Origin of the sequence: Streptosporangium sp. NPDC002544, assembly GCF_040295965.1 — a bacterium.
Lineage (GTDB): Bacteria > Actinomycetota > Actinomycetes > Streptosporangiales > Streptosporangiaceae > Streptosporangium.
On sequence record NZ_JBEOWJ010000005.1, the window covers coordinates 371632 to 396133 of the forward strand.

The window sequence follows — 24502 nt, forward strand, 5'->3', positions numbered from 1 at the left end:
GGGGACGGGGCGCATGCGGAGTATCTATGTGGCGGGTCTCGGGCGGGGAGACGGCAGGCAGATCGTCGAGCTCGGTCTGATGGAGCTGCTCACCCGGAGGGCCGGCCGCACGGGGGTGTTCCGGCCGATCACCGGGGACGGCGAGGACCGCATCCTGGACCTGCTCAGGAGCAGGTACCATCCCGCGGCGGCGGTGACGGGGGTGAGCGCCGAGAAGGCCGCGGAGATCTACGCGGAGCGGGGCGTCGAGGAGCTCGTCGGCCGGCTGGTCGCCCGCTTCCACACGCTGGAGCGGGAGTGTGACGCGCTGCTGGTGCTCGGCAGCTACTTCGACACCGACGACCTGCCGCGCGAGCTGGGGTTCAACGCCCGCCTGGCCGCCGAGTTCGGCGCCCCGGTGATCGTGGTGGTGGGCGCGCACGGCGACGCCGCCGAGGAGATCGCGGCCGAGATGCGCACCGGCTACCAGGTCTTCTCCGACCTGGGCTGCACCGTGCTCGCGGTGATCGCCAACCGGGTGCCCGAGGGCACGGTCGTCGACTGTGAGCTCCCGGTCCCCTGCTACGCCATCCCCGAGCGGCCGTCGCTGTCGGCGCCGACCGTCGGGCAGGTCATGCGGGCGGTGGAGGCGGAGCTGATCCAGGGCGACGAGGACAGCCTGCTCCGCGACGTGTTCGGATTCGTGTTCGGCGGTGCGACGCTCCCGGTGTTCCTGGAGCACCTGGCCGACGGCGCGCTGGTGATCGCACCGGGCGACCGCGCGGACCTGCTGCTGGTCTCGCTGGCCGCCGAGGCGGCCGGTACGGTGAGACCGGCCGGGGTCGTGCTCACCGTGGGGGAGCGGCCCACGGCGGCCGTACGGGCGCTCACAGCCCGTCTGGCGCCCAGCATGCCGGTGCTCGCGGCCGACGGGGGCAGTTTCGAGGTGGCGACCATCCTGGCGGGCCTGGAGGGGCGGCTCACCGCGGACAACCCCCGCAAGATCGAGACGGCGCTGGGCCACTTCGAGGCCCATGTGGACGCCGCCGCCCTGGCCGACCGGATCGAGCTGACCCGCTCGAAGCGGGTCACCCCGATGATGTTCGAGCACACCCTGCTGGAGCGGGCGCGGGCCGACCGGCGGCACATCGTGCTGCCCGAGGGCGAGGAGGACCGCATCCTGCGGGCGGCGGACATCCTGCTGCGGCGCGGCATCGTCGACATCACCCTGCTGGGCAGGGAGGACGTGGTACGGCGGCGGATCGCCGACCTCGGCCTCGACCCGTCGGGCGTGACCGTCGTCGATCCGCTGACCTCGCCGCTGCGCGAGTCGTTCGCCCAGGATTACGCCGGGTTGCGGGCGCACAAGGGCGTCACCTTCGAGCGGGCCGTGGACGTGGTCGCCGACGTCAACTTCTTCGGCACGATGATGCTGCACCGGGGCCTCGTGCACGGCATGGTCTCCGGGGCCGCGCACACCACGGCCGCGACGATCCTGCCCGCCTTCCAGATCATCAGGACGGTCCCCGGCACCTCGATCGTCTCCTCGGTGTTCTTCATGTGCCTGGCCGACCGGGTGCTCGTCTACGGCGACTGCGCGATCAACCCCGACCCGGACGCCGAGCAACTCGCCGACATCGCGATCTCCTCGGCCCGTACGGCGGAGCGCTTCGGCGTCGAGCCGAGGGTCGCGATGCTGTCCTACTCCACCGGCGAGTCGGGCAGCGGCGCCGACGTCGACAAGGTCCGCGCCGCCACCGCCCTGGTCGCCGAGCGCGCGCCGGACCTGCTGGTCGAGGGGCCCATCCAGTACGACGCGGCGGTGGACGCCCGCGTCGCCGCGGCCAAGCTGCCCGGGTCGCGGGTCGCGGGCCGGGCGACCGTGCTGATCTTCCCGGACCTGAACACCGGCAACAACACCTACAAGGCGGTGCAGCGCTCGGCCGGGGCCGTCGCGGTCGGGCCGGTTCTGCAGGGACTGCGCCGGCCGGTCAACGACCTGTCACGCGGCGCCCTGGTCGACGACATCGTGAGCACCGTCGCCATCACCGCCATCCAGGCACAGGAGGTCACGCTGTGAGCCGGGTGCTGGTCCTCAACTCCGGGTCGTCCTCGGTGAAGTACCGGCTGCTGAGCGGTGCCGAGCACCTGGCCTCGGGAGTGGTGGAGCGGATCGGCGAGCTCGGCTCTCCGGTGCCCGACCACCGGGCGGCCCTGAAGGTGGTCGCCGACCTGCTCGCCGCCGAAGGGCTGGGGCTCGACTCTCCCGAGCTCGTCGCGATCGGGCACCGGGTGGTGCACGGCGGCACGACCTTCGCCGAGCCCACACTGATCACCGACGAGGTGGTCAGGAAGATCGAGGAGCTCATCCCGCTCGCCCCCCTGCACAATCCCGCCAACCTGATGGGCATCGAGGTGGCGCGGCGGCTCCGCCCCGATCTGCCGCAGGTGGCCGTCTTCGACACCGCCTTCCACGCGACGATTCCCCCGGCCGCCTCGACGTACGCGATCGACCGGGGGGTGGCCGAGCGGCTGGGCGTGCGGCGCTACGGCTTCCACGGCACCTCACACGCGTACGTCTCCCGCCAGGCCGCGCTCCTCGCGGACCGGCCGGAGGCCAACGTGATCGTCCTGCATCTCGGCAACGGGGCCAGCGCCTCGGCGGTGTCCGCGGGGCGGTGCGTGGACACGTCCATGGGCATGACCCCGCTGGAGGGCCTCGTCATGGGCACCCGCAGCGGCGACCTGGACCCGGCGATCGTCCTCTATCTGGCGCGTGCCGGAGGCATGTCCCTCGACGAGATCGACGTGCTGCTCAACCGCCGCAGCGGGATGCTCGGCCTCTGCGGTGACAACGACATGCGCGCGGTGGCGGAGCGGGTGAGCGAGGGCGACCCGGACGCCGAGCTGGCCATGTCGGTCTACTGCCACCGGCTCCGCAAGTACGTCGGCGCCTACTACGCGGTCCTCGGCACCGTCGACGTCATCGCCTTCACCGGAGGGGTGGGGGAGAACTCCGCGCTGGTCAGGGAGCGGTCGCTGGCCGGTCTCGGGGCGCTCGGCATCACCGTGGACCCGGCGCGCAACGTGCGGGGCGGCACGATCATCTCCCCTGACGGGGGCGGTGTGCGGGTCGCGGTGATTCCCACGGACGAGGAGTTCGAGATCGCCAGGCAAACTCTGCTGGTGGTTTCGCGAACCAACGGGAGATAAGGCACGTCTACCCATGGTGGACGTGCGAAATCCGCCGTGACCGATCCGGGGACACGGACCGTCGTTCGACGGGCCGTGGGACGGTCAGGCGGTTGCCCAGCGTCGCGGGGGCGTGCTGGGCCGTACGTCCGGCGGGGGTGCCCGTACGGCTTACGGGCACCCCCCGAAGGCTCCGGATCAGCCCAGGCGGGCGATCGACTTGTACTCCAGGAAGGACGACAGTCCCTCGGGGCCCAGCTCGCGGCCGAGGCCGCTGCTCTTGAAACCGCCGAAGGGCGAGCTGGTCTCGATCATGTAGAGGTTGACGCCGTAGGTGCCGGCGCGCACCTGGCGGGCGACGTCCATGCCGTGCTCGGTGTCGGCGGTCCACACCGTCCCGGCCAGGCCGTAGTCGCTGTCGTTGGCGATCCGGATCGCGTCGGCCTCGTCCTCGTACGGGATCACCGCCAGGACCGGGCCGAAGATCTCCTCACGGGCGATGCGCATCTCGTTGGTCGCTCCGGCGAAGACGGTCGGGGCCACGTACCAGCCGCGGTCGTGGGGGCGGTCGAGGCCGCCGACGACGGCCTTGGCACCCTCGTCGATGCCGATCTTGATGTAGCCCTCCACCCGCTCCTGCTGCCGCTTGGCGACCAGCGGGCCGATACCGGTCGCCGGGTCGGACGGGTCGCCGACCGGCATGCCCCGCACCATCGCCGAGACCGCGTCCACGACCTCGTCGTAGCGGTTGCGCGAGGCCAGGATGCGGGTCTGGGCGATGCAGGCCTGGCCGTTGTTCATCAGCGAGGCGATCGACAGGAAGCCCATCGCGGAGGGCAGGTCGCAGTCGTCCAGGATGATCGCCGCGGACTTGCCGCCCAGTTCGAGCGTGCAGCGCTTGAGCTGCTCGCCGCAGATCGCCGCGATGCGGCGCCCGGCGGCGGTGGAGCCGGTGAAGGCGACCTTGTCCACGCCCGGGTGGGAGACCAGGTGCTCGCCCGCCTCGCGTCCGGCGGCGACGATGTTGACGACGCCGTCGGGGATGCCGGCCTCCTTGACCATCTCGGCCAGCGGGTAGGCGTCGAGCGGGGTCTCCGGCGCGGGCTTGACCACGATCGTGCAGCCCGCGAGGAGGGCGGGGGCCAGCTTGATCATGATGACGAACTGCGGGACGTTCCACGGGACCACGGCGGCCACCACACCGACCGGCTCGCGGCGTACGGTCACGGAGCCGAACGTGCCCGGGCGCTCCTCCTCGACGGGGAAGGTCTTGCCGAGCTCGGCGTAGTACTGGAGCATGCCGAGCGGCTGCGGGGCCTGGGCCATCTGGGAGAAGGTGATCGGGGAGCCCATCTCCAGCGTGATGATCTCGGCCATCTCGCCCTGGCGGGCCGCGTAGAGCTCGGCGAGCCTGGACAGGACGGCGGCGCGCTCGGGCATCGTCATCCGGGGCCAGGGGCCGTGGTCGAACGCCTGGCGGGCGGCGGCCACCGCCCGGTCCATGTCGGCGGCGGTGCCGTCGGGGACCCGGCCGACGACCTCCTCGGTGTGCGGGGAGATGACGTCGATGGTGCCGGTCCCGGCGGGGGCCACCCAGTCGCCCCCGATGAAGAGCGTGTCGTGCTGGCGCATGATGTGTTGCCTCCTGGTGGGCGGGCCAGAGTCACAATTTGAGCGAATGCTTGCTTGGATAGTGTCATCCGCAGGGAAGGGCGCCACAAGCCCCACCGCTGCTTGAGACCGAATCATGTTCTGTCGCTGATGGCAAGGGTGACAGAAGTCTCTGCCGGAGTCTCTGTCGAATGGGCGAGGTGGGGCGCCCTGTGCGAGGATTCATCAGGGTTAAACCAGTGACACGTCAGGAAATGTTTACTCAAATCACCCTAAATGGGCAGATGGTTCGTCAATGGTGCGCGAGTTCCTCCGTTCCGGTGGCGAGCTTCAAGATCGTCTTCTATAGTTTCGCTCCGTCCAAGAGGGGGGCGCCGGAGGTGAGCGAAGCGTGAGACCGACTCGCTCAGCGATTCTGGCCGTCCTGCTCGCGGTGCTGCTCCTGTCGCCGGCCGTGGCGGGGGCGGCCCCGCTCCGCGCGGCCAGGCCGAACCCGGAGGCCGAGCTCAAGAGGCTGACCCAGGAGGCAGCCGAGATCAACAAGAACTACCGCGGCCAGGTGCAGAGCCTGGAGGAGACCCGGGTCCAGGCCAGCAAGGCCACCGTCAACGCCAAAAGCCTCAAGCGCGCCCTGGTGGCCGCCGAAGCCGACATCGTGCGCTTCGCCCAGACCGCCTACATGGGCGGCGCCCTGGACGACGGCAGCCTGCTGAGCTTCCAGGGCGACCCCAGCATGGCCCTCAGCCAGGCCGCCACCATGTCCTACCTGGCCAGCCGCCGCGCCACCCAGCTCAACCGGGTCAAGAGCCTCATCAAGAAGGCCAAGACCGCGGAGAAGACCGCCGACGCGAAGATCGTCGCGCTCAAGAAGGACATCGCCGACCTCAAGCGGCAGCGGGTCAGGATCGAGGGACTGCTGGCCAAGTACGGCTTCCAGACCCCCTCGGGCAACGGCGGCCTGACCCCCCGCACGGTCACCATGCGCAACGTCGTGCTGCAGACCTTCCCCATGCCCTACGGCTACGGCTGCCTCCGCCCCGGCGACCCGGGCGACCACGGCACCGGCCGGGCCTGCGACTTCATGATGAGCACCGGTGGCCGCGTCCCCACCCCCGATGCCCTGGAGCGCGGCAACCGCCTCGCCCAGTGGGCCATCGACAACGGCAACAAGTACGGGGTCATGTACATCATCTGGCAGCAGAAGTACTACGACGTCCGCACCGGCGCCGGCTGGAAGATGATGTCCAACCGAGGCGGCAACACCGCCAACCACATCGACCACGTGCACATCTCGATGTTCTGAGCTGCTGGGCCCCTGACCTGCGGTGATCTCGTCATGTGGGGCCTTCAGGGCACTTCACGCTTGATGACCTTCAGCTGGCACGCGATAGAAGGTAGGGGCGGGCGCGTGCCCGGAGAACCTCGCCCGAGGAGGATCGCGGTGCCCCTGATCTCTCGCAGCGACTGCGAGCTGAACGCCTACGACCGCACGTTCTTCGTGGTCGATGTGACGTTCGCCTACAACCCCGGCGACTTCCCGGGCGGCGGCTGGTTCGGAGCGGTCACGAACTGCTGCCATGTCTCCGCGGACACCGACCACGTGAGCATCCGGCTTGAGGCGTGGGACGACGTACCCAAGGAACGGCGTGAACTCTGGGCGGACGTCGCCTCAGGCGTGTTCCGGTCCGAAACCGGAGAGATCTGCGCGGCGGAGCTCTACACGGACGTGCAGGACGGGTTCCTGATCCTCGGGGAGCCGGGCCGGGACTGGCACGTGCGGGCCCACACTCGCACCGACGACGAGGCGGATCCGAGGGAGGAGTTCCTCTTCCAGTTCTGGCCGGCTCCCGTCATCGAAAAGCCTTCCTGCTAGGACTTCGGCGCCGCGTTGCCAGAGGGCGCCCATATGTCTTCGATGACCTGTCTCATGCGCTCCTCGCTGGAGGGCATCAGGTGCGTGTAGGTCCGCAGGGTGAACCCGGGATCCGCATGCCCCAGGAAGTCCGCCACGGCTTTGATGGATACGCCCCGCTCCAGAAGCACCGAGGCGAAGTGGTGGCGGAGCATGTGAAAGCCGTTCTCGCGAGTCGTCGGGATGCCCGCCTTGATCAAGGTCGGCTTCCAGACGAAGCGGTTGAACTCGGTCCGGTTGATCAGGCTGTGCAGCCTGGTCGTGAAGATCGGCTCTGCCGAGTGCAGTGGCCCTTCCGGTGCCCGCCAGGGCAACGTGATCTCGACCGGCTGGAAGGCCACCTGATGATCCGAGAGGCGCAGGGCAAGACTTTCCGGCAGAGGAACGTCACGGGACTTCCCGCCCTTCGGCGGAGCGAAGAGCATCTGACGGTCCTTCAGCATCTTGACCTGCCGTCGTACGTGAACGACTCCAGCCGCCAGATCGATGTCATCGACGGCCAGACCGAACGCCTCTCCTTGGCGCAGCCCGAGCGCGGCGGCTGTCTGGACCATGACCTCATAGCGTCGTGTGATGGCGCCGGCCACGGTCTTCACCTGTTCCACCGACCACAGTGCATCCTCACCGAACGAGTAACCGCCGGGGTGAGGGTCCGCATCCTGCTCGGCGACCCCGACAGCCCTCACGTGGCAGCCCGCGGAGACGATGAAGGCACCGGCGGCGACGTCATGGCCGCCCGCGTCAAGAACGCCCTCACCCTCTACCGGCCGTTACACGACATTGACGGAGTCGAGATCCGACTCCACCGCACCGTCCTCTACAACTCCATCTACCGGGCAGACGACGAACTGCTGGTCAACCTGCACGCCTACGGCACCCGAGCCCCCGAGGCACCCGTCATCTACCTGACACACACCGAGAGCGACAGCACCGCGACGACCTACCTCAACAGCTTCGAACGCGTCTGGACCAGCGCCGAACCCGCAGTTCAGATGACCTGATGATCAGCCCTATTCAAGATCGAACGTAACTTATCTGTTTGTCTTCAAAGGCGAGCCGCCTACGGCGTCTCGCCGCGCGTCGGGCGGTCGCTGGCCGCGCTGCGGCTCTTCGGCCGGTCGCGGCCAGCGCCGCCCACGCGCATCCTCACCCATCCTCGGCGTGCTTCTGATCTGGCGCGCGTCCCACTGACCTTTTCATCCGCTCGACTTGATCCAAAGCATGAAGGGCCGCCGCATGTCTTGCCGTGTCCTTAGAGGATAGTAAGGCGAGAACCGTCGCTACATCGTTACTGCGACCCTCTAGATAGAGGGCCCTCACCTTTTCGCATACCTGCTCAGCAGGAAGGTCCGCAACCCCCTCCCAGAAGCGGCTCAATATCCAGCCATCACCAAGCTTTTGGAGTTCGTCGATGTAGGCCCCTAGTCTTCGCGTCGAAGAATATCTGAGATATTCAATCGCTTTGTTAAGCTCCGCTTCGGCGCCTTGGTGGCGCAAGAATTCAAATAGTTGCGACACTTCTTCGGCTGGCCGGAGGGTAGCCGCGCTCAGAAGTTTGGTTACCCCTTCCAAGAGGTTGGCATTCTTAAAGAAGTTGACGACGGTCCATATATCGCTCGGAGCTCTGCATGCTACGTATCCAAGATAATTCCGATAAACATCGGGAAGACTATCGCTATTCAACCGCGAGGCGATCGCTGCTATTTCGTGGCATGGTCGAGCAGCAGCAAAGAATAGGATTGAGCGATGGTATGACTTTTCATGAAGCTTCGAGTAGTTGGCTAGTCCAATAACTGCATCGGTCGACCCAAGACAGGCAAGCGTCTCTCTCAATTGAGGGATTTCATCAACGAGCGGATCCTCCGTGACAAAATCGGCAACTCGAGGTCACGGAAGGAGTGCTGCTACCAGCAAGCCTGAAGAATAGCTTTCACTGAAGAGCTCAGCGAGAAGCTCGTGAATTTCGTCAAGCGTCATGTCTGCGCAGTCGTCAATTAGCGCCTTAACGCTATCGATTTGGCGGGCATCGTCAATTCCTTGCACTGGATTCGCAACGCTGCCAATTAGCTGTCTCATCAGACTAGAGAGGCCGCGCTGCCATTCGGCGAGCTTGACGCCTTCGCTCGATGAACGATGGGACGAAGTAACAGTCTCGTGCACGCGAGGCAATGTATGGCTGCGCGAATAGTCGGTCGCCGCATTGGCGGCTACCCACTTCTTGTGGATGAGCATTACTACGGCATCAACATCAACGGGTGCGATAGAACCTTCAGCAAGGATTCGAGCGAGAGATTCGATATTTTGCCAGCGAGATGTTCCGATTCCGCGCAGGGCGCGGCTGACAAGATCGGGGCTTGAAGTACCCGGAAGATCATCCCGGTCTTTTATTAGAGATGCAATTCGCCTAGTGGAAGGTTTTCCTGCGGACAAATACAAGGAATTTAGCGACCTCGTCAGCTCAAGACGGGCTTCAATGTGCTCGGTGTTTGAGTGGTGGCCACTATTAGACATGCATCCCTCATTTCTATTGCAGAATTTCCTTCTCTTTATGACTAGATCTATTCGCAGTGTCTTGCCGTGTCAGATTTTGTGCGGATTTGCCCAGGCGGGTTGGAGGTCGGGTCAACATAGATATGCCAGCAAGCATCGCATAAGGGAGAGGCCATGAACGAGAAATCTAGACCTCAAGGCAAGCCTGAATCCGTCAAGCTGCATATCGTCGCCTTCAGCGGGATCTGCGCGGGCATCTCTCGTGCTGTCGCTTCGTGGATCATCGATCTTCTCGCCCCCGACTCGTCGGGTCAATAGACTCAAGCGCCAGCTAGTCCACGCCCCCGCCATAGGTGGGCGTGAGGCTGAGGTCGTGACGATCGTCGACTTCGGTACCCGTCCGTACGAGCTAGGGCGATCGCCACCAGGGCCCTCCTTCGTTGGGCGTTGCCATCCGGGTTCCGGGGCTGAACGAGGCAATCTTGCTAACGCGGTTGCTAACAACAGCCCCGAACCACCATGGACGCGGATGCACGAACACCCACCGAGGGAGCCCGCGACCGGCAGCGGAGGGCTCGGCAGAACCTCTGTGGACCATCATGGGGATACTCGTAATGAAGTGCTGCCGCACCGCTTCCGGTGCTCGGGCCTGGCGGCCCTGCGCTCCGGGTCGGCTTGCCACCGGATGACGTGGTGACCGTGGGCAGCGGGCGACGCGGGACATGCACGGGATGATCAAGCCAGCCGTATGAGCCCGCTCCCGTGTTTTAGCAGGTCAACCTATCCATGTGGCCGAGTCAGCCCGCGCTCTCCTACAGCGGGTGCCGCAGGTTCGAAGGGGGCACTCTGTAATGTCGCGAGACATCGGAAACCCTCGAACCTGCGGCAGGACCGCAGGTTCGAGGGTCTTCTTTACTTTTTGGGCTGTTCTGGCTGGTAGTCGCGGGTCGGGTCGACGGTCAGCTCCCGCAGGAGTTCGCCGGTGACGGCGTCGATAATGCGGACGTCGAGATCTTCGATCAGGAGCATGACGCAGGTTCGGGCGTAGGTTCGGCCGACGCCGATGTTGTGCAGGCCTCCGGCCAGGCGGAGGGTGACGACGCCGGCCTGGTCGATGCGGTCGGCGGACGCGGGTGTGGGTGTCGGTCTCGCGGCTGGCAAACGTAAGCGGCCCGCCCTGGGGCGTCGGCCGCTCCACCGCCAAGACCCACGTGAGCCACGTCCTCACCAAGCTGGGCCTGCGCGACCGCATCCAGGCGGTGATCTTCGCTTACGAGTCCGAACTGATCACCGGTTAGGTCGGCGATGCCGCCGGTAGCCACCGAGCCCCATCGGGTCAGCGTGATGCGCAGCAGCAATTGCGCTGGCGAAGCCACCGCCCGAACCAAGCGGGAGTTGATCGAAGTGGCGCTGCTGCGGCATTTCGAGCAGCTCACCGACCGGGCCCACGCGTTCGTCGCCGACACCGATCCGACCGTGGCATGGTCCGTCCTCCTACGGACGGTGATCGAGACCGGTGTCAGCAAACTCACCCTCGCGCCCCCTGGTGGCCGACCGCGACGAGTTCTCGCCGACACCTTCGCCGCTTCGAACCGACTGAAGGCCGCGGTCAGCGAGGTCCCGCGTCGGGGTCGGGCTACCCGACAGATCATCGGGCCATGAAGACCTTCTTGGCTTCGGGGGAGTCGGGGGTCGAGACGTAAGCTTGGCCGACGGACAGTTTTTCCAAGGCCTGGGCCATGTCCTGGCCGGCTCGGCCGCGCAGGAAACCGGCGACTGTCTTGCTTTGCGGGTAGTTGCAGCGGAACGCCACCTTAGTGCCGGCGTTGCCGAGCACGTCCTTGTGGAAGTCGTCCACTCCCTGACTGGCCACCACCACGGCGACGCCGTATTTGCGGCCTTCCTTCATGATCTTCGGCAGAGTGACGTCCTTGGCCAGCCGGTGCGCCTCGTCCAGCACCACGGCCAGGCGCAGCTCGCTCGTCTTTCCCCAGTGGAACATCTCCCGATAGACCTTGCGCAGCACGAACGCGGCGGCGGCCAGCTGTACCTGTTCCATCAGCGTATGCACGTCGAGCACCACACCACCGGTGAGCAATTCGCCGAACCGACCCTCGCCCGCGTTGTCCCGGAACAGGCCGAACTCGCTCAGCGGGCGAGTTCGCGCCGCGACGTTGCGGCCGTGCCCGGCACTTTCCTTCTGTTCCAGGAGCTTGGCGAACTCAGCCATAGTCGGCAGCCCCGACGGGCCGTTGGCCGAACCGAAGCCGTGTCGCTGGTACAGCTCGCGGAGAACCTCGTAGACCACGTTCCGTTGGATTTCCCCCAGCGCGCTCACATAGCCGACGACCTCGGCCAGCTCCCACGCCGTCTGATTATATTTCTCGTGGCTGACGTCGGTCCGGAGCTCGAATGGGGAGAAGTCCAGCCCGTCGCCCGCGTCGACGACCGTTGCGTCGGCCGCGGGGTCGGCCGCCATGTCGCCGTGGAAATCGATGACCAGCGCTGGCAAACCTTGTTCGGCGAACAAGTTGAGAATACGCCGGGTGGTCACCGACTTGCCCTGCCCGGGAATGCCGAGAACGAACATATGCGGACTGCCCGACGTGCTGATCCGCCACGTTAGATCGGCGGAGTTCGCGTCCTTCCCGAGCACTACCCGCACCTCATCGGGCCGTTTCTTAGCCGACTGTGTCGCCGGTGTTTCCGTGGTGGATGCTGGCTCTGATTGCGGGGTAGCCAGGACCGGCTCGGACGGCGTGTCCACGGCCAGCTGGGCAACGGGTTCCGTAATGTCCACGGTGGACACCGGGGCCCGGCTCGGTGTCAATGTGGCGATGCCTGCTATGCGCAGTTTCGGAGCGGTCAATGCCTCGATCGATATCCCGCGATGCTCGCTCGGCAGGTCCGGCTCGCCGGTCAGGCTGACCATGTATCCCTGTTTAGAGATCTCCGGGCGGGTGCCGTCCTCGATCCGAGCGAACTGGCGTTCTGCTGCGGCCAGCCGCTCGGCACTGAGCAGATCCGCTTCGAAGGCCCGGTTCGCGTGGTAGCGCAGGATTCCCGCCAGCCGGGCCCGCTGCAGGTCGGCATCCAGACGGGGTTGGTCGTTGCCGAGGAAACCGTCCTCCAACATGGTCACCGTGGCATTGAGGCTGTCGACGATGTTCTCGGCGAGTTGATCTGGCGACGTGTCTTCCTTCAGCGGCTTGACCTCGACGCACTCGAACCTGATTGCCTGCCGGGTAGCGCGGACCAGAATCAGGTCGCAGAACCGTGCCTTTTCCTCCGGTGACTCCTTCTCCTGCGATTTCTTGCGCGTGATGCCGAACATTTCCTGGTGCATGTCGACCGGTACGACGATCGTGTCCTTCAGGTCGCCCCGGCTCTCCAACCAGGACACCAGCGCCGCGAGGCTCACCGCCTCGGCGGCCAGGTCCGCCTGACCGATGAGACGCAGCGCCAACCGCCCGGAAACGAGTTGCATGGCCCGCAGGGTGCCGCGCACCGACTGGGTGTCGTCGGCGAATCCCAGGCCGCGCATCGCGGTGGCAAGCAGGCGTTCGATCTCGGCCTGGTGTTTCGTGGTAACGGTTAGCCGAGGCCCGATTCCTTCCAGGAAATCGGGCGCGTAGTCCAAGATGTACGGCTGGTTTTTCTTCGGGCTCGACGAATACAGTTCCGGTCCGAGGTTGCGGTCGATCGTCATGACCCAGTCGGCCCGATCATGCGCCGCGGTCAGCGCCCGGCGTTCCGGCTCGCCGAGCGAGACGCGTAACGCAATGCCGTTTTCTGTCGCCAGTCCATGAGCCGCAGCGAGTGCGGCCTGGTGTGCCCGGTGCGCGTCGACCGCGTCCGCCGCACCGTCCCGCCGCTTTTCGCCCCGGTATTCCCGGAGTTGTACCGCTGGCATGGTTTCCCAGTGCGGGCCGTCCGGGGTGTCTACCGTCCGGTTGCTGGTCGGGGTCAGCAGGTTGCGGAACGACGTGGTGCCCGCCGGGGTGGTCGAGCCGCCACCTGCCTCGACCACGGCCAGGTCGTTGACCACGCTTATATGCGCCGGCGTGTCGTCCTTAGCCAGTCGGCCGAACGGCCGCACGCTCAGCCCGAGCGGCGGCTTCAAGTACGATCGTCCGCTCCCTACCCGGTATCCGCCGACGGCTCGCTGCAGGTCGGTCAGCGCGGGCAGCGGATCGGTATTGCCAGGCCGGGTGCTGTAGGCGGTGACTTCTGCGCGTCCGGCTAGTCTGGTGGCGTCGAAGTCCGCGGCCCGGTCGGTCAGTACCGCTTGGCGCAGCGCCTGGGCCAGCAGTTCGCCGGAGCCGGGGTTGATCGCCAGAAGCCGGACCGCGTCCGGCTTCGAGTGGGTCTCCCGGTAGTGCTCAATGCGCTCGGCGACCATCGCGGGCGGCACGTCAGTGGCGACGTCCCGCCAGTCCATGCCAAGCACGTCGAACACCGCCTGGATGGCGATGCCCGGTTCCTGCTCGTCGGGAGCGAGGTAGATCCCGGTGCCGACCGTTGCCTCCCTGGCGTGCACGAAGATGTCACCGGAGGTCGAGTGGGGCACGGCGAACGGCAGGTTGGCCGGGGTCACCCGGCGTACCAGGTCGGCGTCCACCATCGCGCGCCGTTTCGCCTTGTTCGGTTCGATGTCGGCCAGTTCTTTTGCCCAGCCGGTGATCGCCTTGTCATATTCGGCCAGCCAGGTCAGCCGGAGCGGATGGAACGGCAGCACGACGACCGCCTGGATCGGCCGACCGCCGGCGATCGTAATGTCCAGTGTCAGCGTGTCCATCACCAGCAACGCGCCCCGATACGTCGCGTCAGTCGCCGCGCGGTCGAGCGCGTTCTTGTAGCTCTGGCAGTAGGACCGGACCTTGTCCCGGAGCTCCTCGGTCCAGTCGAGCGACTCCACGAGCCAACGGGCTTGATGCGCGCCGAGTAGTGCGTGGATCTCTTTGCGTTGTTTTGACAGTGCTGTCGGCAACGGGTCTTCGACGGGCTCCGTGTCTTCGGCCTGTAGCACCACACCCATGCGTCCGTTGGCGCGAAACGCGGTGGCTGTGCTGCCGTCCTTGAACAACTGGTGTTGCAGGTTGACCAGCACCGGGCTGACGCCGAGCAGTACCGTGCGCCGGCCACCGAGGCGTAGCGACACCGCGGTATGCGTGTCGTCCAGGCTGTAGGCGTCCTCGGTCAGGTCGTTCTGTCCGGCGAGAACCGCGTCCAGCCTGCCGAGCGCGAGCGCCCACGCCGAGGCACGCCGGGTCTCCCCGGTGATCAGGTCGGCCTCCCAGCGTACGGTGAACTGCTGGCTCTCGTCCTGAGCGAGCTCACCCTCCCTTCCCTGCAGCAACACCGGCTGGCCTGCTGTGTCTAGCCCGGTCACGCGCACCACGAACAGTGAGCCCTGTTCGAGGTCGGACTCGTTGAGCTTGATCTCGACGGTGGCAGTACGCCGGGAACCGGCAACGGTCACCTTGGCCTTCGGCCCGGTGTCGTCGCCGTCGCGCAGGTCCTCCGGTGGGAGCACCTCGACCAGCCACCGGTAGATCGCGTCGCTCTTGGCCGGGACGGTCTTCCACGTCACTCGCACCACGGCAGGGGACTCTTCGCCTGCCTCGGTATAGGGCAGGTCGCCAGGGTTGTCTTGCTTGAGCCGCGAGCTTTTCACCACCGCGCCGTTCTCCCGGAGGAACGGGTCGACCCGAACCTGATCCACCGCAACGGTTTCCGGTTCGGTCAGCGGCCATTGACTGAAGTCGAGGCCGGGCACGGCGGCCAGCTCTGCGGTCCACTCGGCGGGATTGGACAGATCTCGGTACGAGCCGGACAGGAACGTGGCAAGGTCAACGCGTACCGGCCCATCCTTCAGCCGGGCATTGTTGAGCCGGTCGGACACCGAGGACACCGCTCTGGCCGGCCGGGAGATGGCCTTGACGCACTCACTATTGCGGGCGAGCCGGTCTACGAGGTCCGGGCCGCCGAGATCCGGGATGAGGCCGACCATCGGCAACGATGCGCCAACGGTGTGCCAGGTCGGTTCGGCTGTAACTGCGGCAACGTAGCGGGCCCAGGCCTCGGCCGGCCGGTTCCTGCCGAGTACGCTGGCGACCTTGTCCACTCCGACCCGAATATCGTTGTCTGGCAGTTCGTCAACCATCGTGGCACTGGCTGTACGTAGCAGCTCGACCACATCCTGGCGCTCGAAGCTGTTGTCCAGCGAACTGGCCGCAACGCCGGCGCCCACTGGGACCATCAGTACCAGTTGACGCTCCTTGCGGTTGCGTAGTTCGACCGCGCGCTCGGTCGGGATCAGCAACTCGTCGTCGGCCTGGGCGCGGGCATCGACCAGGACGTGTATGTCAGCCTTGCCGGGCGCGAGGGCTCGACGCACCGCGTCGGCAAGGCGCTCGGCGTCGGCGTGGCGTAGGTTGTCCACCCGGACACAGTGGCCGGGTTCGTGGCGACCGATCCGCTTGGTCAGTGTGGTTGCGATCCGGTCGATGACCAGATTCGGCAGCGTGGTGTCGGTCGGCTCAGGCATCACGATCCCCCAGTGGGTGGCGAACGATCTGTTCGGAAAAGTCGTCGGACAAGCTGTCGAAACATCCGAGCAGTTGCAGCCTGCGCTTGAATGCCGCCAGGTTGGCCGCCGCGGCGGCGCGTGCCTCCGCGCCGTCCAGAAACGCCGGAGGCGAGTCAACGAGAATGCCGAATCGGTCGCGAAGCTCCCGCAACAGGTCCTTGAGCGATATGGTCGGCCGGACCGACATATCGGACCGGACGAACACCGTCATCAGCAGAATCTGCAGTAGTTCGTCTGTCGGCGCGTATCGCCACGACCGGCGGCTATTGGACGACCCGGTGAGAATTCCGTACGGCTTACGCAGCCCGCCGACCGATCTGAACCAGCCTACTGCGTTTGCCGTTGCGCGATCTTGGTTGACAAACTCAAGAACGTCTAGCAGTTTGTTAAGTTCGCTTTTATCGGAGTGTTGTGTTCTGTCTAGGAAGTCGGCTTCATCTTCCGTAATGTGTTCAGCGCTGCGCTGGTTGATTGCCGCGATGTCGTAGAGCTGGCTCATCGCAAACATTTCTATGACGTCGTGTTCGCGTAGTTCCGCAAGTTGGGCCAACTTATCTGGGTCGGAAAGCGCTTCACGTCGCTCTCGCTCGTCCGGGATTCGCTGGATCGCCTGCTCGACGATCATGAGTGTCATGCGGTCACGAAAAGTGAGCCTGATCTGATTGAGATCGCGCTCCACGCACAACCGGGACAGCCTGTCCGAATCGTCGTTTATTCCGCCGGTGAAGTCACAGTACAGTTCGATCGGTGATTTCGGATGGTCCTCGACCATGTCCGCGGGCGGGGTACCGGTGCGCAACAGTTCGCGGCCCGCCGCGTTGACCCGAAGTGTGAGAGTGAAGACGCCGAGCGCGAGCAGTCCGGCAAAGGTGGACATCAACGCAGCTGTCGGCAACCGGTTGGCATAGGCAAGGAGGTGTGCGAGAAGCATTTCCCCCAGACGCTCCGTTACGCCGGGGAGCGGGTTCGGCACTTGCGATTCTTGCTTAAATTCCCGCGCATCGCCCATCTCGAATCCTTCGAGGAAACGAAACTCGAGGAGTGCGCTGATGTCCAGCTTGCTCGGGTCGATCAGTTCGGGTTGCCATTTCGGCTGGTGTCCGATCCCCAGACCATGGCCAATATGCTCCGCGATGAGCCTGCGGAGTTCACCGGCCGGGTTTCCCGCTGTTCGGCGGGCTACCTGGGTGCGCAGAAGTTGATAGGCGAAGTCGTCGATATAGCGGTGCCGGGTTCGTGTCCGGGGTACGCCCGCCCGATAGGCCGCCAGGGTGAGGGGAGCAACCGACAACATCTGTTCGTCATTGTGCGCCTTGCCGACAGTGCCCATGTCGACGATGCAGGAGCGCAGCCAGCCGTCCATCAGCTCCCGGGCGTCCGGTGAATTGAAGCCAGTCATGTGCTCGCTGTTGAGCAGCCGGTCCCGATATCCGGCGTAGTCCCGTTCGTTGGTCAAGAACCTGGCCGATCGGCCGCCCTTGACACACGCCTCGAACAGATGGGGCAGCACGCGGTCCACATCCGTGTCCAGTGTGCTGAAAATCGTCAGCGGCCGGTACAGATAGGTGCTCATCGCCTTGGTCAGTTTGATGGTCATGGCGCGTCCTCCCGCACGATCTGGCCGCCGATGGCCTTTGCCCGCAGCGAACGGCCGGAGCCGTCGATGATCCGTACCGCGTGTGCTGGTTCCCGACGCAGCCGGTTGCCGAACGCAGTGACCTCCTGGCGGATCGCCTCCGAAGCCAGGTCACCGAGGATCTCCCCGTCGGCGGCGCGCAGCAGCAACTCCGCGGTGTCCAAGGTGATCCGGAGTTCCGCGCCGGAGGAATGTCGCAGCACCAACAGGTCGGGGAACGACTCGATGTAGCGGGAGCGTGCTCCGCTTGCGGCCAGCGCGAACTCGGTCGGATCCAATTCCTTAATTACCACGATGGCGCGCACCGCGGGCGCGTCGTACATCTGGTCCCGCAATGCGAGGCGGACGCCGTCGTAGCCGACGAAGCCCAGCACTCTGGACAATCCGGCGAGGAACCGTGGCAGCGCTTGCTCTGGCGTGTCCAGGGCGCCGAGGTATTCATCGAGATGCCGGTAACTACGCACCTCCAACCGTCCGGATACAGTGCCCCACTGGCCGAGGAACAGTGCCCGCTTGAGTCGACGTATATCCGCGTTGAGGATAGTGTGCAGGTCGGGGATGAGGTCTTCTCTGGCTCTCGCGGCTCGGATAGCGCCGGGCGCTGGGAGTCCGGCCGGGTCGAGTTCGGCCCATTCCTGGAGCAGGTTGTCGCTGCTAGCGCCGGCGAAGGTCAGACCAGGCAGTAACCGGGCGTCGGTGGCCAGGTTTTCGTCCGCCTCGCGTTCCGAGTGGACTTCGTCGCAGGACAGGTCGCCAGTGATCAGCCAGGCGAATGCGGACCGGACGTCCCGCACGGTCGCCCGCCGACGGCGGCGCAGGTGGCTGGTGAGTACGAGCTCCATGACCGCTGCCTTGGTGGCCGGTGCTCGCAGGTCCGTGGCGTTGCGGAGAATCGGGCAGACGTCTCGAGACACGCAGTCGGCGCAGTCCGACCAGCGGAAGTCGGTGGTGAACAGATCGAGAATAGCTTCCGCGAGATGGGGCGCTTCGCCATTGGCGTCGGCTTTTTCCGGCATCGCCAACGCCCGTTGCTTGAGGTCGACGAGTGCCACCCGGGAGTCCGGGGATGCGCCGCCTCGGCGTTGCTTGGCCAGTTCCGCAGCGACGTCCGGGTACAGGTCTTCGTTTTCGGTGAAGAACTGGGTGACTCGGCCGTCGTTCGCGGCGATCAGCACCGTGCACCGGTTCCGGTCCTCGCCGCCGGCTAAGTCGAGCGCCCGATACAGCATCTCGTCGGAGGACAGCGCGCCGTTGGACTCCGAGGCGTCGTAGACCGCGACGAACGTGTGGCCGTCGAGCCGTTTGACCCAGCCAGCCTTGTCTTCGTGCACCTTTTCCGCCTGCCGAGCGTCCAGTGCGTCACCCACCTTGACAAGGAACGAGGTCTTGCCGTCACCGGGATTACCGCTCAGCACCACGACGTCGAGCTTCTTGTTGAGAATTGCTGGCAGCAGTTCGGTGTCCAGCCGGGTTTTCGCGTAAGTGTCGTGCGCGAAAACGTCGTCTAGGCCGCGGTTTCCGGCGTTGCCGATGCCGCTTTCCCGGTACAGCCCACGCAGCGCGCCCACCGTGGGATTCACCTTGCGTTTGTCCGTAGTAGACGGAGTGCTCGGCTCGGTGAGCAGTCGCGCGAAATCTGCGGCGCTCTGCGGTCGGCCAGCCGGGTCGTACGTCACGCCCTGGTAGAGCTTGTCCAAAAGGGTGCCGCCGAACCGTAGCCGGTCCTCGTCGGACGGCTGCACCAACGTCCTGCGGCCTGACAGATCGGTGTCGGCATAGGGGTAGCGGCCGAGCATGGCGTGCAGGATCGACGCGGCGGCGGCATACAGGTCGGCGGCGGGGGACCAAGCGCGGCGCTCCCACACCTCCGGCGCGGTAAACGGTGGCGAACCGACCGCGGAATGGGCGTCGTCGACGTGTGCGGCCAGCCCGAAGTCGATCAGCCGGGCGGCGCCGTCGTCCCGCACTATGATGTTGGCGGGGCTGACGTCCCTGTGGTAGAGGCCCTGCTGGTGCGCGTCGCCGAGGCCAGCGAACACGTCCAGCGCGATACGCCGGAACTCTTCCCCGGTCGGCGTTTCGCGCGTGACGAGTTCTTTGAGCGTAGTGCCCGGTACGTATTCCTGGACTAGCACGCCCGGTTGCGGTTCGCGCTGCAGGTCATACACCCGGGCGCAGTAGCGGCTGCGCAGCTTGTCGGTGTTCTGATATTCGTCGAATGCCTGTGCCCAGGACACGCGATCCGGTTTCAGGTATTTGAGCGTGCGCAGCTCGCCCTGCAGCTGTTCGTCGGTGGCGAGCCAGGTGACGGCCCATGCGCCCTCGCCGAGTTGGCGCTTCAGCCGGTATCGGTCGGCGACCAAGTAGCCTGCCATCGGTGTCGACGCATCCTCGGTGATCGCCATTGCCGTCGCCTTGTCCGGCGCGGTCGCCGAGGCCACTTCCACGGCTTCCGGTCGGTCGTCGTAGCCCGGCGCGAGACAGCGGGTCAGCAGTTCGCCTATCTCCGGATAGGTCGCCGCGCGTTCCCGGGACTTGTCGTGGTCCGGCGTCTCATCCTGGTCGCCGTGGATCCACTGCACCAGGCTCAGCGCCAGGCTGTAGACGTCATCTTTGGTGCCGAAGAATTCCATGGTGGAGTCCGGCGCGCGGAACGGCGTCGACGGATGGTCGTCGAACAGGCTGGGGGCGATGGTTTCCATACTGGGAATCCGCGCCCGGCTGAAGTCGCGGAAGCGGACCCGGTCGTCGCCGGTGATCTCGATGTAGCGCGGCCGGAGCGCTCGATGCATGATCTCCTTGGCGTGCACCGAGGTCAACGCCGCGAACGCGTCATGCACGATGGGTTTGGCGATCTCCGGCGGAATCCGGTTTTCCTGGTCGGTCGGCGTCGGAGGGTCACCGCTGAGCTTCCACAGACTGGTGCCGCTCAGGTCGGGCACGATCGGGGTGACCCGGTATCCCTCCCAGTCGAACCAGTCGCGTACATGCCAGGTACGATCTTCCTTGGCCAACAAGGCAAGCGCGTCATGCTCGCGTTTGGCAAGGAGTTCCGCAGCGGGCCGGTCGGTGGCGTTGGCCACCGGAACGCAGTGCAGAAACACCAGTTCGCCCGCCGGGTTGCGACCGGCGTAGACCTGGGCATTGCCTTCGGCCCCAAGCAGCCCGGCGACCTCGTACTGCATTATCTGCTTCGGGGTATCGGCCGGGTTTCGCGGACCGAGACCGAGCAGGTAGCTCATCGCTTTCGGGCGCAGTGCGGACATCGTGTCCGGCAGGGCGGCGTCCCGGGCGGTCAGCATGGCAGCCGCCGCGTCCAGCGTGACCACCTTGTCCTCGCCGAGATCGCCGGTCCCAGATAGGTCGATCGACGGGTGGGACATGACCACATGGCCGGTGACCGGGCGAACCCCGCGGGGCAAGTTGACCTGCGCCGCAGTCCACCCGCCGACCTTCGCGCGCAGTCGGCCGGCCAGCACCCGGGCGGCGTGCGCCACCTGGCCGACGGGATCGGACCGTTGCTCACCGTTGACGTACCATGCTACTTCGCCCGCGACCACGTGTGGGCCCCAGGATTTCTCCTCGCAAACGTAGATGCCGTTGACGCCGACCACGATCAGGTCCAAATCGACCGGGTCGGTGTGCGTCGGGATCTGGCGGCCAGCGATGACGTCCCAGTCGTCCGGTAACTCGGCCGCGAGCAGGCGGGCCGTCTTTTCTTCGCCTGGGCCGTGCCAGTCGCTGAGCACGTGCAGCCGCGCCACGTCACTTCACCTCTTTGCGATTGTTGATCTTGTAGTCATCCGGCCAGGTCCAGCGCCGGACGTCGGGGCTCAGGGCCGCCAGTCGGTCGACGTGGGCCGTGGACTTCGTGTAAGTGATAAGCAACTGGTCCGCGGCGCGGGTGGCGCCGACGAACCCGACACGTTCGCGTTGCCTGGTCGGCTCGTCGATTCCCGCCGGTAAGGTTTCCAGCCCGACCAGGAACACTATCGGGAACTCGTACCCCTTCCCGGAATGCACGGTGATTACCTTCACCGTCGACGTGTTGGAGTCGAATCCGGACGGGTCGTTCCGGTCGAACACTTGGAACGGAATATCGGCCGAGGTCAACGCGGCACGCAATTTTGTAAGGCCGCGCCATTGCGTGAGCAGGACGGCGATCTCGCCTGGCTGCCGCCGTCCGTCGGCGAGCAGAGCGGCGATTTCCCAAACGACGCAGTCGAGTTGCGCGTTCTTTGAGTCCGCCCAGATCAGATCGACCGGTTGCCCGTCCGGCGCACCGTCGATCCCGGCCACATGTTGCCCGGTCAGTACGCTTGCGGCGCGCAGCACTTGTTTCGTGCTGCGGTACGGCCGAGCCAGCGTGTGGCGGACGACGTCGCGGCCAGTTAGCGCCGAGGGCAGATCGACGTCTCGGTACAGCCCCTGCGCCTGGTCACCGACGAGCAACGCGCCCCCACGGCCGGGCCGGACGGTGTCGAGCGCGAACTGTAGCCAAGCCGGGTCGAAATCCTGTAACTCGTCGACAAGCAATGCGTCGAAGGCCTGCGGAATCCCGCGTGCCCTGGCCTTGGTCAGATCCTTGGAAGCGCCGTCGCCGCCATTGAGATCCATCCGGAAACCAAGCCGGTGGGCGAACTTGCCGACTGTGGTCACCAGCACCGACGGGTCGTTCACCAGTCGCGTCACATACGGCACCAGCGCACGGTTGTACACCAGCACGGCGATCTCCCAGTCCGGATGAACCCGGCGCAGTTCCCGTGCCCGGGCGGCGAGCAGCAACGTTTTCCCGCTGCCCGGCGGCCCGGTCGCCACGGCCACGTCGGAGATCGGCGCCAGCGCGGTCACGGCCTGCGAGGTGTCCAGTTGGAACCGGGCTGCGGCCCGGTCCGCCGCCCCCGGGTCGGTGGCGCCGGTGCGCCCGGACTTGCTGAACACCACAGACGGCGCGAGGCGGTCGACGATGGCGGTGAACTCGGCGTCCGGGATCGGCCGCCGAGGCAGGTGATCCGGCCAGGCCGGATCGGTGAGGTCCTGGCGGGACAACACGATCCGCTTGGCATGCGGCTGGTCCGGGTCGAGTAGCCGTCCTGCCGCAGCGCCGAGTACCACCGCCGCGCCGACCGCAGGTGGGCCGAGACCGGTGAGCGACTCGCGTAACTCGGCGCGTTTCCGGTTGATCGAGACCCAGGGCTGCCGGTCATCCGACGACGTCCCGTTCGGGTCGAGGTCGATGGCGTACAGCCCGGCCATGCGATCGATGAGCAGCAGATCGGGTCGGTCAGGTCCGTCCGCGACCAGCAGCACGGTGCCCTCGCGACCGGACACCGCGGCCGCAGCCTCCGTGAACATCGGATCGATCCTGAACATCAAGAAGCCTTCCCATGTCGCTACCTACTGATCGGTTCGTCCGAAAAGCCGCTGCTCCTCGTCCAAAGTGGACAGAACGGCGGCGGCAGCGTCCCGTTCCGCGCGGTCCTTGGGCGCGAGTTGGTCCAGTTCGTCCTGAATGGCCTCGCGGGCGGTCGCCGGGTCGATGCGGTGGTCCAGGCCAGGCACCCCAATGCCCAGCTTGATCACCAGATCGGAAATCTGGGCCCGTTGCTGTTCGCGACTCGACCGCAACGCTTCGGTGCTGGCCGCCCGCAACCCGGCCAGCCTGTCGAGCAGCACTAGTAGCACTCGGAGCACGTCGACCCGCGCGGACCGGGTGCCGTGGATCCGCAACCACGCGGGCCAGGACGACAACGCCAGATAGCCGCGCGCCGGCATGAGCTGGGTGGTGAGGGCTGGAACCACCCACATCGACCGGGTGCTGCTTTTCGCCCGATAGGCGCGCAGCTCGTCCCGACGAATACTGGCCAATGCCCGCGGCGCAAGTTCGGAGCCGAAGTATGCGCGGCAGAACTCGGCGATCAGTGCGGGATTCGCCGGTACCCCCAACTCGCTCAATGCGTCCACCGCCTGCTGGCGCGCCGGTGTGGCGGCAGAGCTCGCCGTGCCGGTCGTGGCTCGGCGCACGGACTGAGCGGCCGCGTCGAGTGCTGTGCCCACCCGCTCGGCGGCCTGCTGGTCAAGGGCGGGTGTCTGGGTCAACGCGGCCAGCTGACGTAGCAGCTCGTCAATGTCCAGCGGCTGTGGCGCTTCCTGCATATTCCAGACTTTACCAGACTTTCCCAGATTTCGATGAGGAGAGCCGTGTGCTGCTGGTGTTGGTGATTCATGCACGCACCGTGCCACCACGGGGATCGCGTTATCCTGCCGAGTCGTTACACTGAAGGCGCGTGTTGGTTGACCGCCGTTTGCGCCGCCGACCGCGATTGGTCAAGCAGGTGGCCGACGAGTCACGCTCCGGGCCGCGACACCTTTCCGGTTCTCCGGACGTCATCACTGCACTGCCAGACGGGGAGGGATGACACATGCCCTCCCACCCCGCATGGGAAATGTTGTCATGTATGTGTCCCGTCGTTTGCTCAACGAACGACGGCGTACGGGTGATCAGTTGGGGATGGTGGCCGCAGGGCCACTTGAGGCCACGGCAACCAAGCGCGTAGATCGTGTCACGGGAAAGAGCAAAGGCTAGGACGCAGGTGTCAAGAGGCGGATCATGTCCAAGGTGGCGCGGGACCCGGGCAGTCCAAGCGCCCGGCGAGACCTCGGCCGGATCGCTCAGTCCGGTGCCGATCGAAACAACAACCTGGCGGATGAAGAGGATCGCCGGCGCTTGGAGGACGATGAGGAGGATCTCTGATGAGGTTGTTTGGTGTACAGCAGAGAAATACAGCAACAGGGCCGCACAGCGCCTCACTCTGACGCCCGCCAGCGTACGCCTGAGCATGGGGAATGCCTCTACGATTCATGACTGGCTCCCGCTTGCAAGTAGACAGTCATGACGCCGCGGTGGGGCATACGCGGGATGATCAAGCAAGCAATCCGGGCCACGCAGGGCGTTTGAGCAGGTCAACACATGATATTGGGCTGCTCCGCCCTCGCTCTCCTGATCCGAAAATCAGACATTCGCTGGGCACGCGGTAGCGAACCTCATGTGGTGGTGCGTAACGGGGTCGTGCGGGCCGTACTGGTCAGG

18 protein-coding genes and 1 pseudogene are annotated in these 24502 nt (G+C 65.9%); 9 read left to right on the forward strand and 10 right to left on the reverse strand.

The features are described 5' to 3' along the window. The first annotated feature begins 13 nt into the window (after nucleotides 1–13). A complete protein-coding gene (pta, locus tag ABT061_RS10340; RefSeq protein ID WP_350914878.1) occupies nucleotides 14–2059 on the forward strand; it encodes a phosphate acetyltransferase in 2046 nt (681 codons plus the stop codon). Then, complete coding sequence (locus ABT061_RS10345; RefSeq protein WP_350914880.1) at nucleotides 2056–3192, forward strand: acetate/propionate family kinase; 1137 nt, start codon at nucleotides 2056–2058, stop codon at nucleotides 3190–3192. The genes pta and ABT061_RS10345 overlap by 4 nt, the downstream gene beginning before the upstream one ends. Before the next feature lie 177 nt (nucleotides 3193–3369). Here the strand turns inward: ABT061_RS10345 and ABT061_RS10350 are convergent, their stop codons facing one another. Then, complete coding sequence (locus ABT061_RS10350; RefSeq protein ID WP_350914882.1) at nucleotides 3370–4803, reverse strand: aldehyde dehydrogenase; 1434 nt, start codon at nucleotides 4801–4803, stop codon at nucleotides 3370–3372. Nucleotides 4804–5173: 370 nt separating this feature from the next. Between ABT061_RS10350 and ABT061_RS10355 the strand changes: the two genes are divergently transcribed. Beyond that, nucleotides 5174–6085, forward strand: coding sequence for a coiled-coil domain-containing protein (locus ABT061_RS10355; protein ID WP_350914884.1), 912 nt, complete (start codon nucleotides 5174–5176; stop codon nucleotides 6083–6085). A 138-nt stretch (nucleotides 6086–6223) separates the two neighbouring features. Next, on the forward strand, nucleotides 6224–6655 hold the full coding sequence (locus tag ABT061_RS10360; RefSeq protein WP_350914886.1) for a hypothetical protein: 432 nt from the start codon (nucleotides 6224–6226) through the stop codon (nucleotides 6653–6655). Here ABT061_RS10360 and ABT061_RS10365 read toward each other — a convergent pair. Next, nucleotides 6652–7299 (reverse strand): site-specific integrase, encoded by a 648-nt coding sequence (locus ABT061_RS10365; protein ID WP_350914888.1) that lies wholly within the window; start codon nucleotides 7297–7299, stop codon nucleotides 6652–6654. The genes ABT061_RS10360 and ABT061_RS10365 overlap by 4 nt on opposite strands. A gap of 39 nt (nucleotides 7300–7338) precedes the next feature. Between ABT061_RS10365 and ABT061_RS10370 the strand changes: the two genes are divergently transcribed. Beyond that, the gene (locus tag ABT061_RS10370) at nucleotides 7339–7695 is read left to right on the forward strand and encodes a hypothetical protein (RefSeq protein WP_350914890.1); all 357 of its coding nucleotides are present in this window, start codon (nucleotides 7339–7341) and stop codon (nucleotides 7693–7695) included. 145 nt (nucleotides 7696–7840) lie between these two features. Here the strand turns inward: ABT061_RS10370 and ABT061_RS10375 are convergent, their stop codons facing one another. Continuing rightward, nucleotides 7841–8527, reverse strand: coding sequence for a hypothetical protein (locus ABT061_RS10375; RefSeq protein ID WP_350914892.1), 687 nt, complete (start codon nucleotides 8525–8527; stop codon nucleotides 7841–7843). A gap of 54 nt (nucleotides 8528–8581) precedes the next feature. Beyond that, nucleotides 8582–9205, reverse strand: a complete 624-nt coding sequence (locus ABT061_RS10380) for a hypothetical protein (RefSeq protein ID WP_350914894.1) — start codon at nucleotides 9203–9205, stop codon at nucleotides 8582–8584. Between the two features lie 153 nt (nucleotides 9206–9358). Between ABT061_RS10380 and ABT061_RS10385 the strand changes: the two genes are divergently transcribed. Then, the gene (locus ABT061_RS10385; protein ID WP_350914896.1) at nucleotides 9359–9502 is read left to right on the forward strand and encodes a hypothetical protein; all 144 of its coding nucleotides are present in this window, start codon (nucleotides 9359–9361) and stop codon (nucleotides 9500–9502) included. Between the two features lie 594 nt (nucleotides 9503–10096). On the opposite strand, the gene ABT061_RS10390 is transcribed toward ABT061_RS10385, so the two are convergent. After that, a complete protein-coding gene (locus tag ABT061_RS10390; protein ID WP_350914898.1) occupies nucleotides 10097–10345 on the reverse strand; it encodes a hypothetical protein in 249 nt (82 codons plus the stop codon). Between the two features lie 23 nt (nucleotides 10346–10368). Between ABT061_RS10390 and ABT061_RS10395 the strand changes: the two are divergent. Both ABT061_RS10395 and ABT061_RS10400 read left to right on the forward strand, forming a co-directional pair. Beyond that, a pseudogene (locus ABT061_RS10395) lies at nucleotides 10369–10482 on the forward strand (DNA-binding response regulator); the annotation flags it as partial. A gap of 46 nt (nucleotides 10483–10528) precedes the next feature. Beyond that, nucleotides 10529–10846: a hypothetical protein gene (locus ABT061_RS10400; RefSeq protein ID WP_350914900.1), complete on the forward strand. Its 318-nt coding sequence runs from the start codon at nucleotides 10529–10531 to the stop codon at nucleotides 10844–10846. Here the strand turns inward: ABT061_RS10400 and ABT061_RS10405 are convergent. From ABT061_RS10405 to ABT061_RS10425, 5 genes are read right to left on the reverse strand one after another with little or no spacing between them, the layout of a single operon-like run. After that, a complete protein-coding gene (locus ABT061_RS10405; protein ID WP_350914902.1) occupies nucleotides 10833–15734 on the reverse strand; it encodes a helicase HerA domain-containing protein in 4902 nt (1633 codons plus the stop codon). The two genes, ABT061_RS10400 and ABT061_RS10405, sit on opposite strands and share 14 nt — an antisense overlap. Continuing rightward, the gene (mads7, locus tag ABT061_RS10410; RefSeq protein WP_350914904.1) at nucleotides 15727–17373 is read right to left on the reverse strand and encodes a methylation-associated defense system protein MAD7; all 1647 of its coding nucleotides are present in this window, start codon (nucleotides 17371–17373) and stop codon (nucleotides 15727–15729) included. Before mads7 ends, ABT061_RS10405 begins: the two co-directional genes overlap by 8 nt. Further along, nucleotides 17370–21176, reverse strand: a complete 3807-nt coding sequence (locus ABT061_RS10415; RefSeq protein ID WP_350914907.1) for a protein kinase domain-containing protein — start codon at nucleotides 21174–21176, stop codon at nucleotides 17370–17372. The genes mads7 and ABT061_RS10415 overlap by 4 nt, the downstream gene beginning before the upstream one ends. 1 nt (nucleotide 21177) lies before the next feature. After that, nucleotides 21178–22785 carry a 3'-5' exonuclease gene (locus ABT061_RS10420; protein ID WP_350914909.1) on the reverse strand — a complete coding sequence of 536 codons (1608 nt, stop codon included), beginning with the start codon at nucleotides 22783–22785 and terminating at the stop codon, nucleotides 21178–21180. 24 nt (nucleotides 22786–22809) lie between these two features. Next, nucleotides 22810–23568 (reverse strand): hypothetical protein, encoded by a 759-nt coding sequence (locus ABT061_RS10425; protein ID WP_350914912.1) that lies wholly within the window; start codon nucleotides 23566–23568, stop codon nucleotides 22810–22812. Between the two features lie 454 nt (nucleotides 23569–24022). On the opposite strand from ABT061_RS10425, the gene ABT061_RS10430 reads away from it, so the two are divergent. Then, on the forward strand, nucleotides 24023–24166 hold the full coding sequence (locus ABT061_RS10430) for a hypothetical protein (protein ID WP_350914914.1): 144 nt from the start codon (nucleotides 24023–24025) through the stop codon (nucleotides 24164–24166). Nucleotides 24167–24502: the final 336 nt, after the last annotated feature.

Excerpts from the sequence above, each read along its gene's own strand:
- pta (WP_350914878.1), top strand. The coding sequence starts at position 14 with ATGCGGAGTATCTATGTGGCGGGTCTCGGGCGGGGAGACGGCAGGCAG.
- ABT061_RS10350 (WP_350914882.1), bottom strand. The coding sequence starts at position 4,803 with ATGCGCCAGCACGACACGCTCTTCATCGGGGGCGACTGGGTGGCCCCC.
- ABT061_RS10380 (WP_350914894.1), bottom strand. The coding sequence starts at position 9,205 with ATGTCTAATAGTGGCCACCACTCAAACACCGAGCACATTGAAGCCCGT.
- ABT061_RS10385 (WP_350914896.1), top strand. The coding sequence starts at position 9,359 with ATGAACGAGAAATCTAGACCTCAAGGCAAGCCTGAATCCGTCAAGCTG.
- ABT061_RS10400 (WP_350914900.1), top strand. The coding sequence starts at position 10,529 with ATGCGCAGCAGCAATTGCGCTGGCGAAGCCACCGCCCGAACCAAGCGG.
- ABT061_RS10405 (WP_350914902.1), bottom strand. The coding sequence starts at position 15,734 with ATGCCTGAGCCGACCGACACCACGCTGCCGAATCTGGTCATCGACCGG.
- mads7 (WP_350914904.1), bottom strand. The coding sequence starts at position 17,373 with ATGACCATCAAACTGACCAAGGCGATGAGCACCTATCTGTACCGGCCG.
- ABT061_RS10420 (WP_350914909.1), bottom strand. The coding sequence starts at position 22,785 with ATGTTCAGGATCGATCCGATGTTCACGGAGGCTGCGGCCGCGGTGTCC.
- ABT061_RS10425 (WP_350914912.1), bottom strand. The coding sequence starts at position 23,568 with ATGCAGGAAGCGCCACAGCCGCTGGACATTGACGAGCTGCTACGTCAG.
- ABT061_RS10430 (WP_350914914.1), top strand. The coding sequence starts at position 24,023 with ATGTCCAAGGTGGCGCGGGACCCGGGCAGTCCAAGCGCCCGGCGAGAC.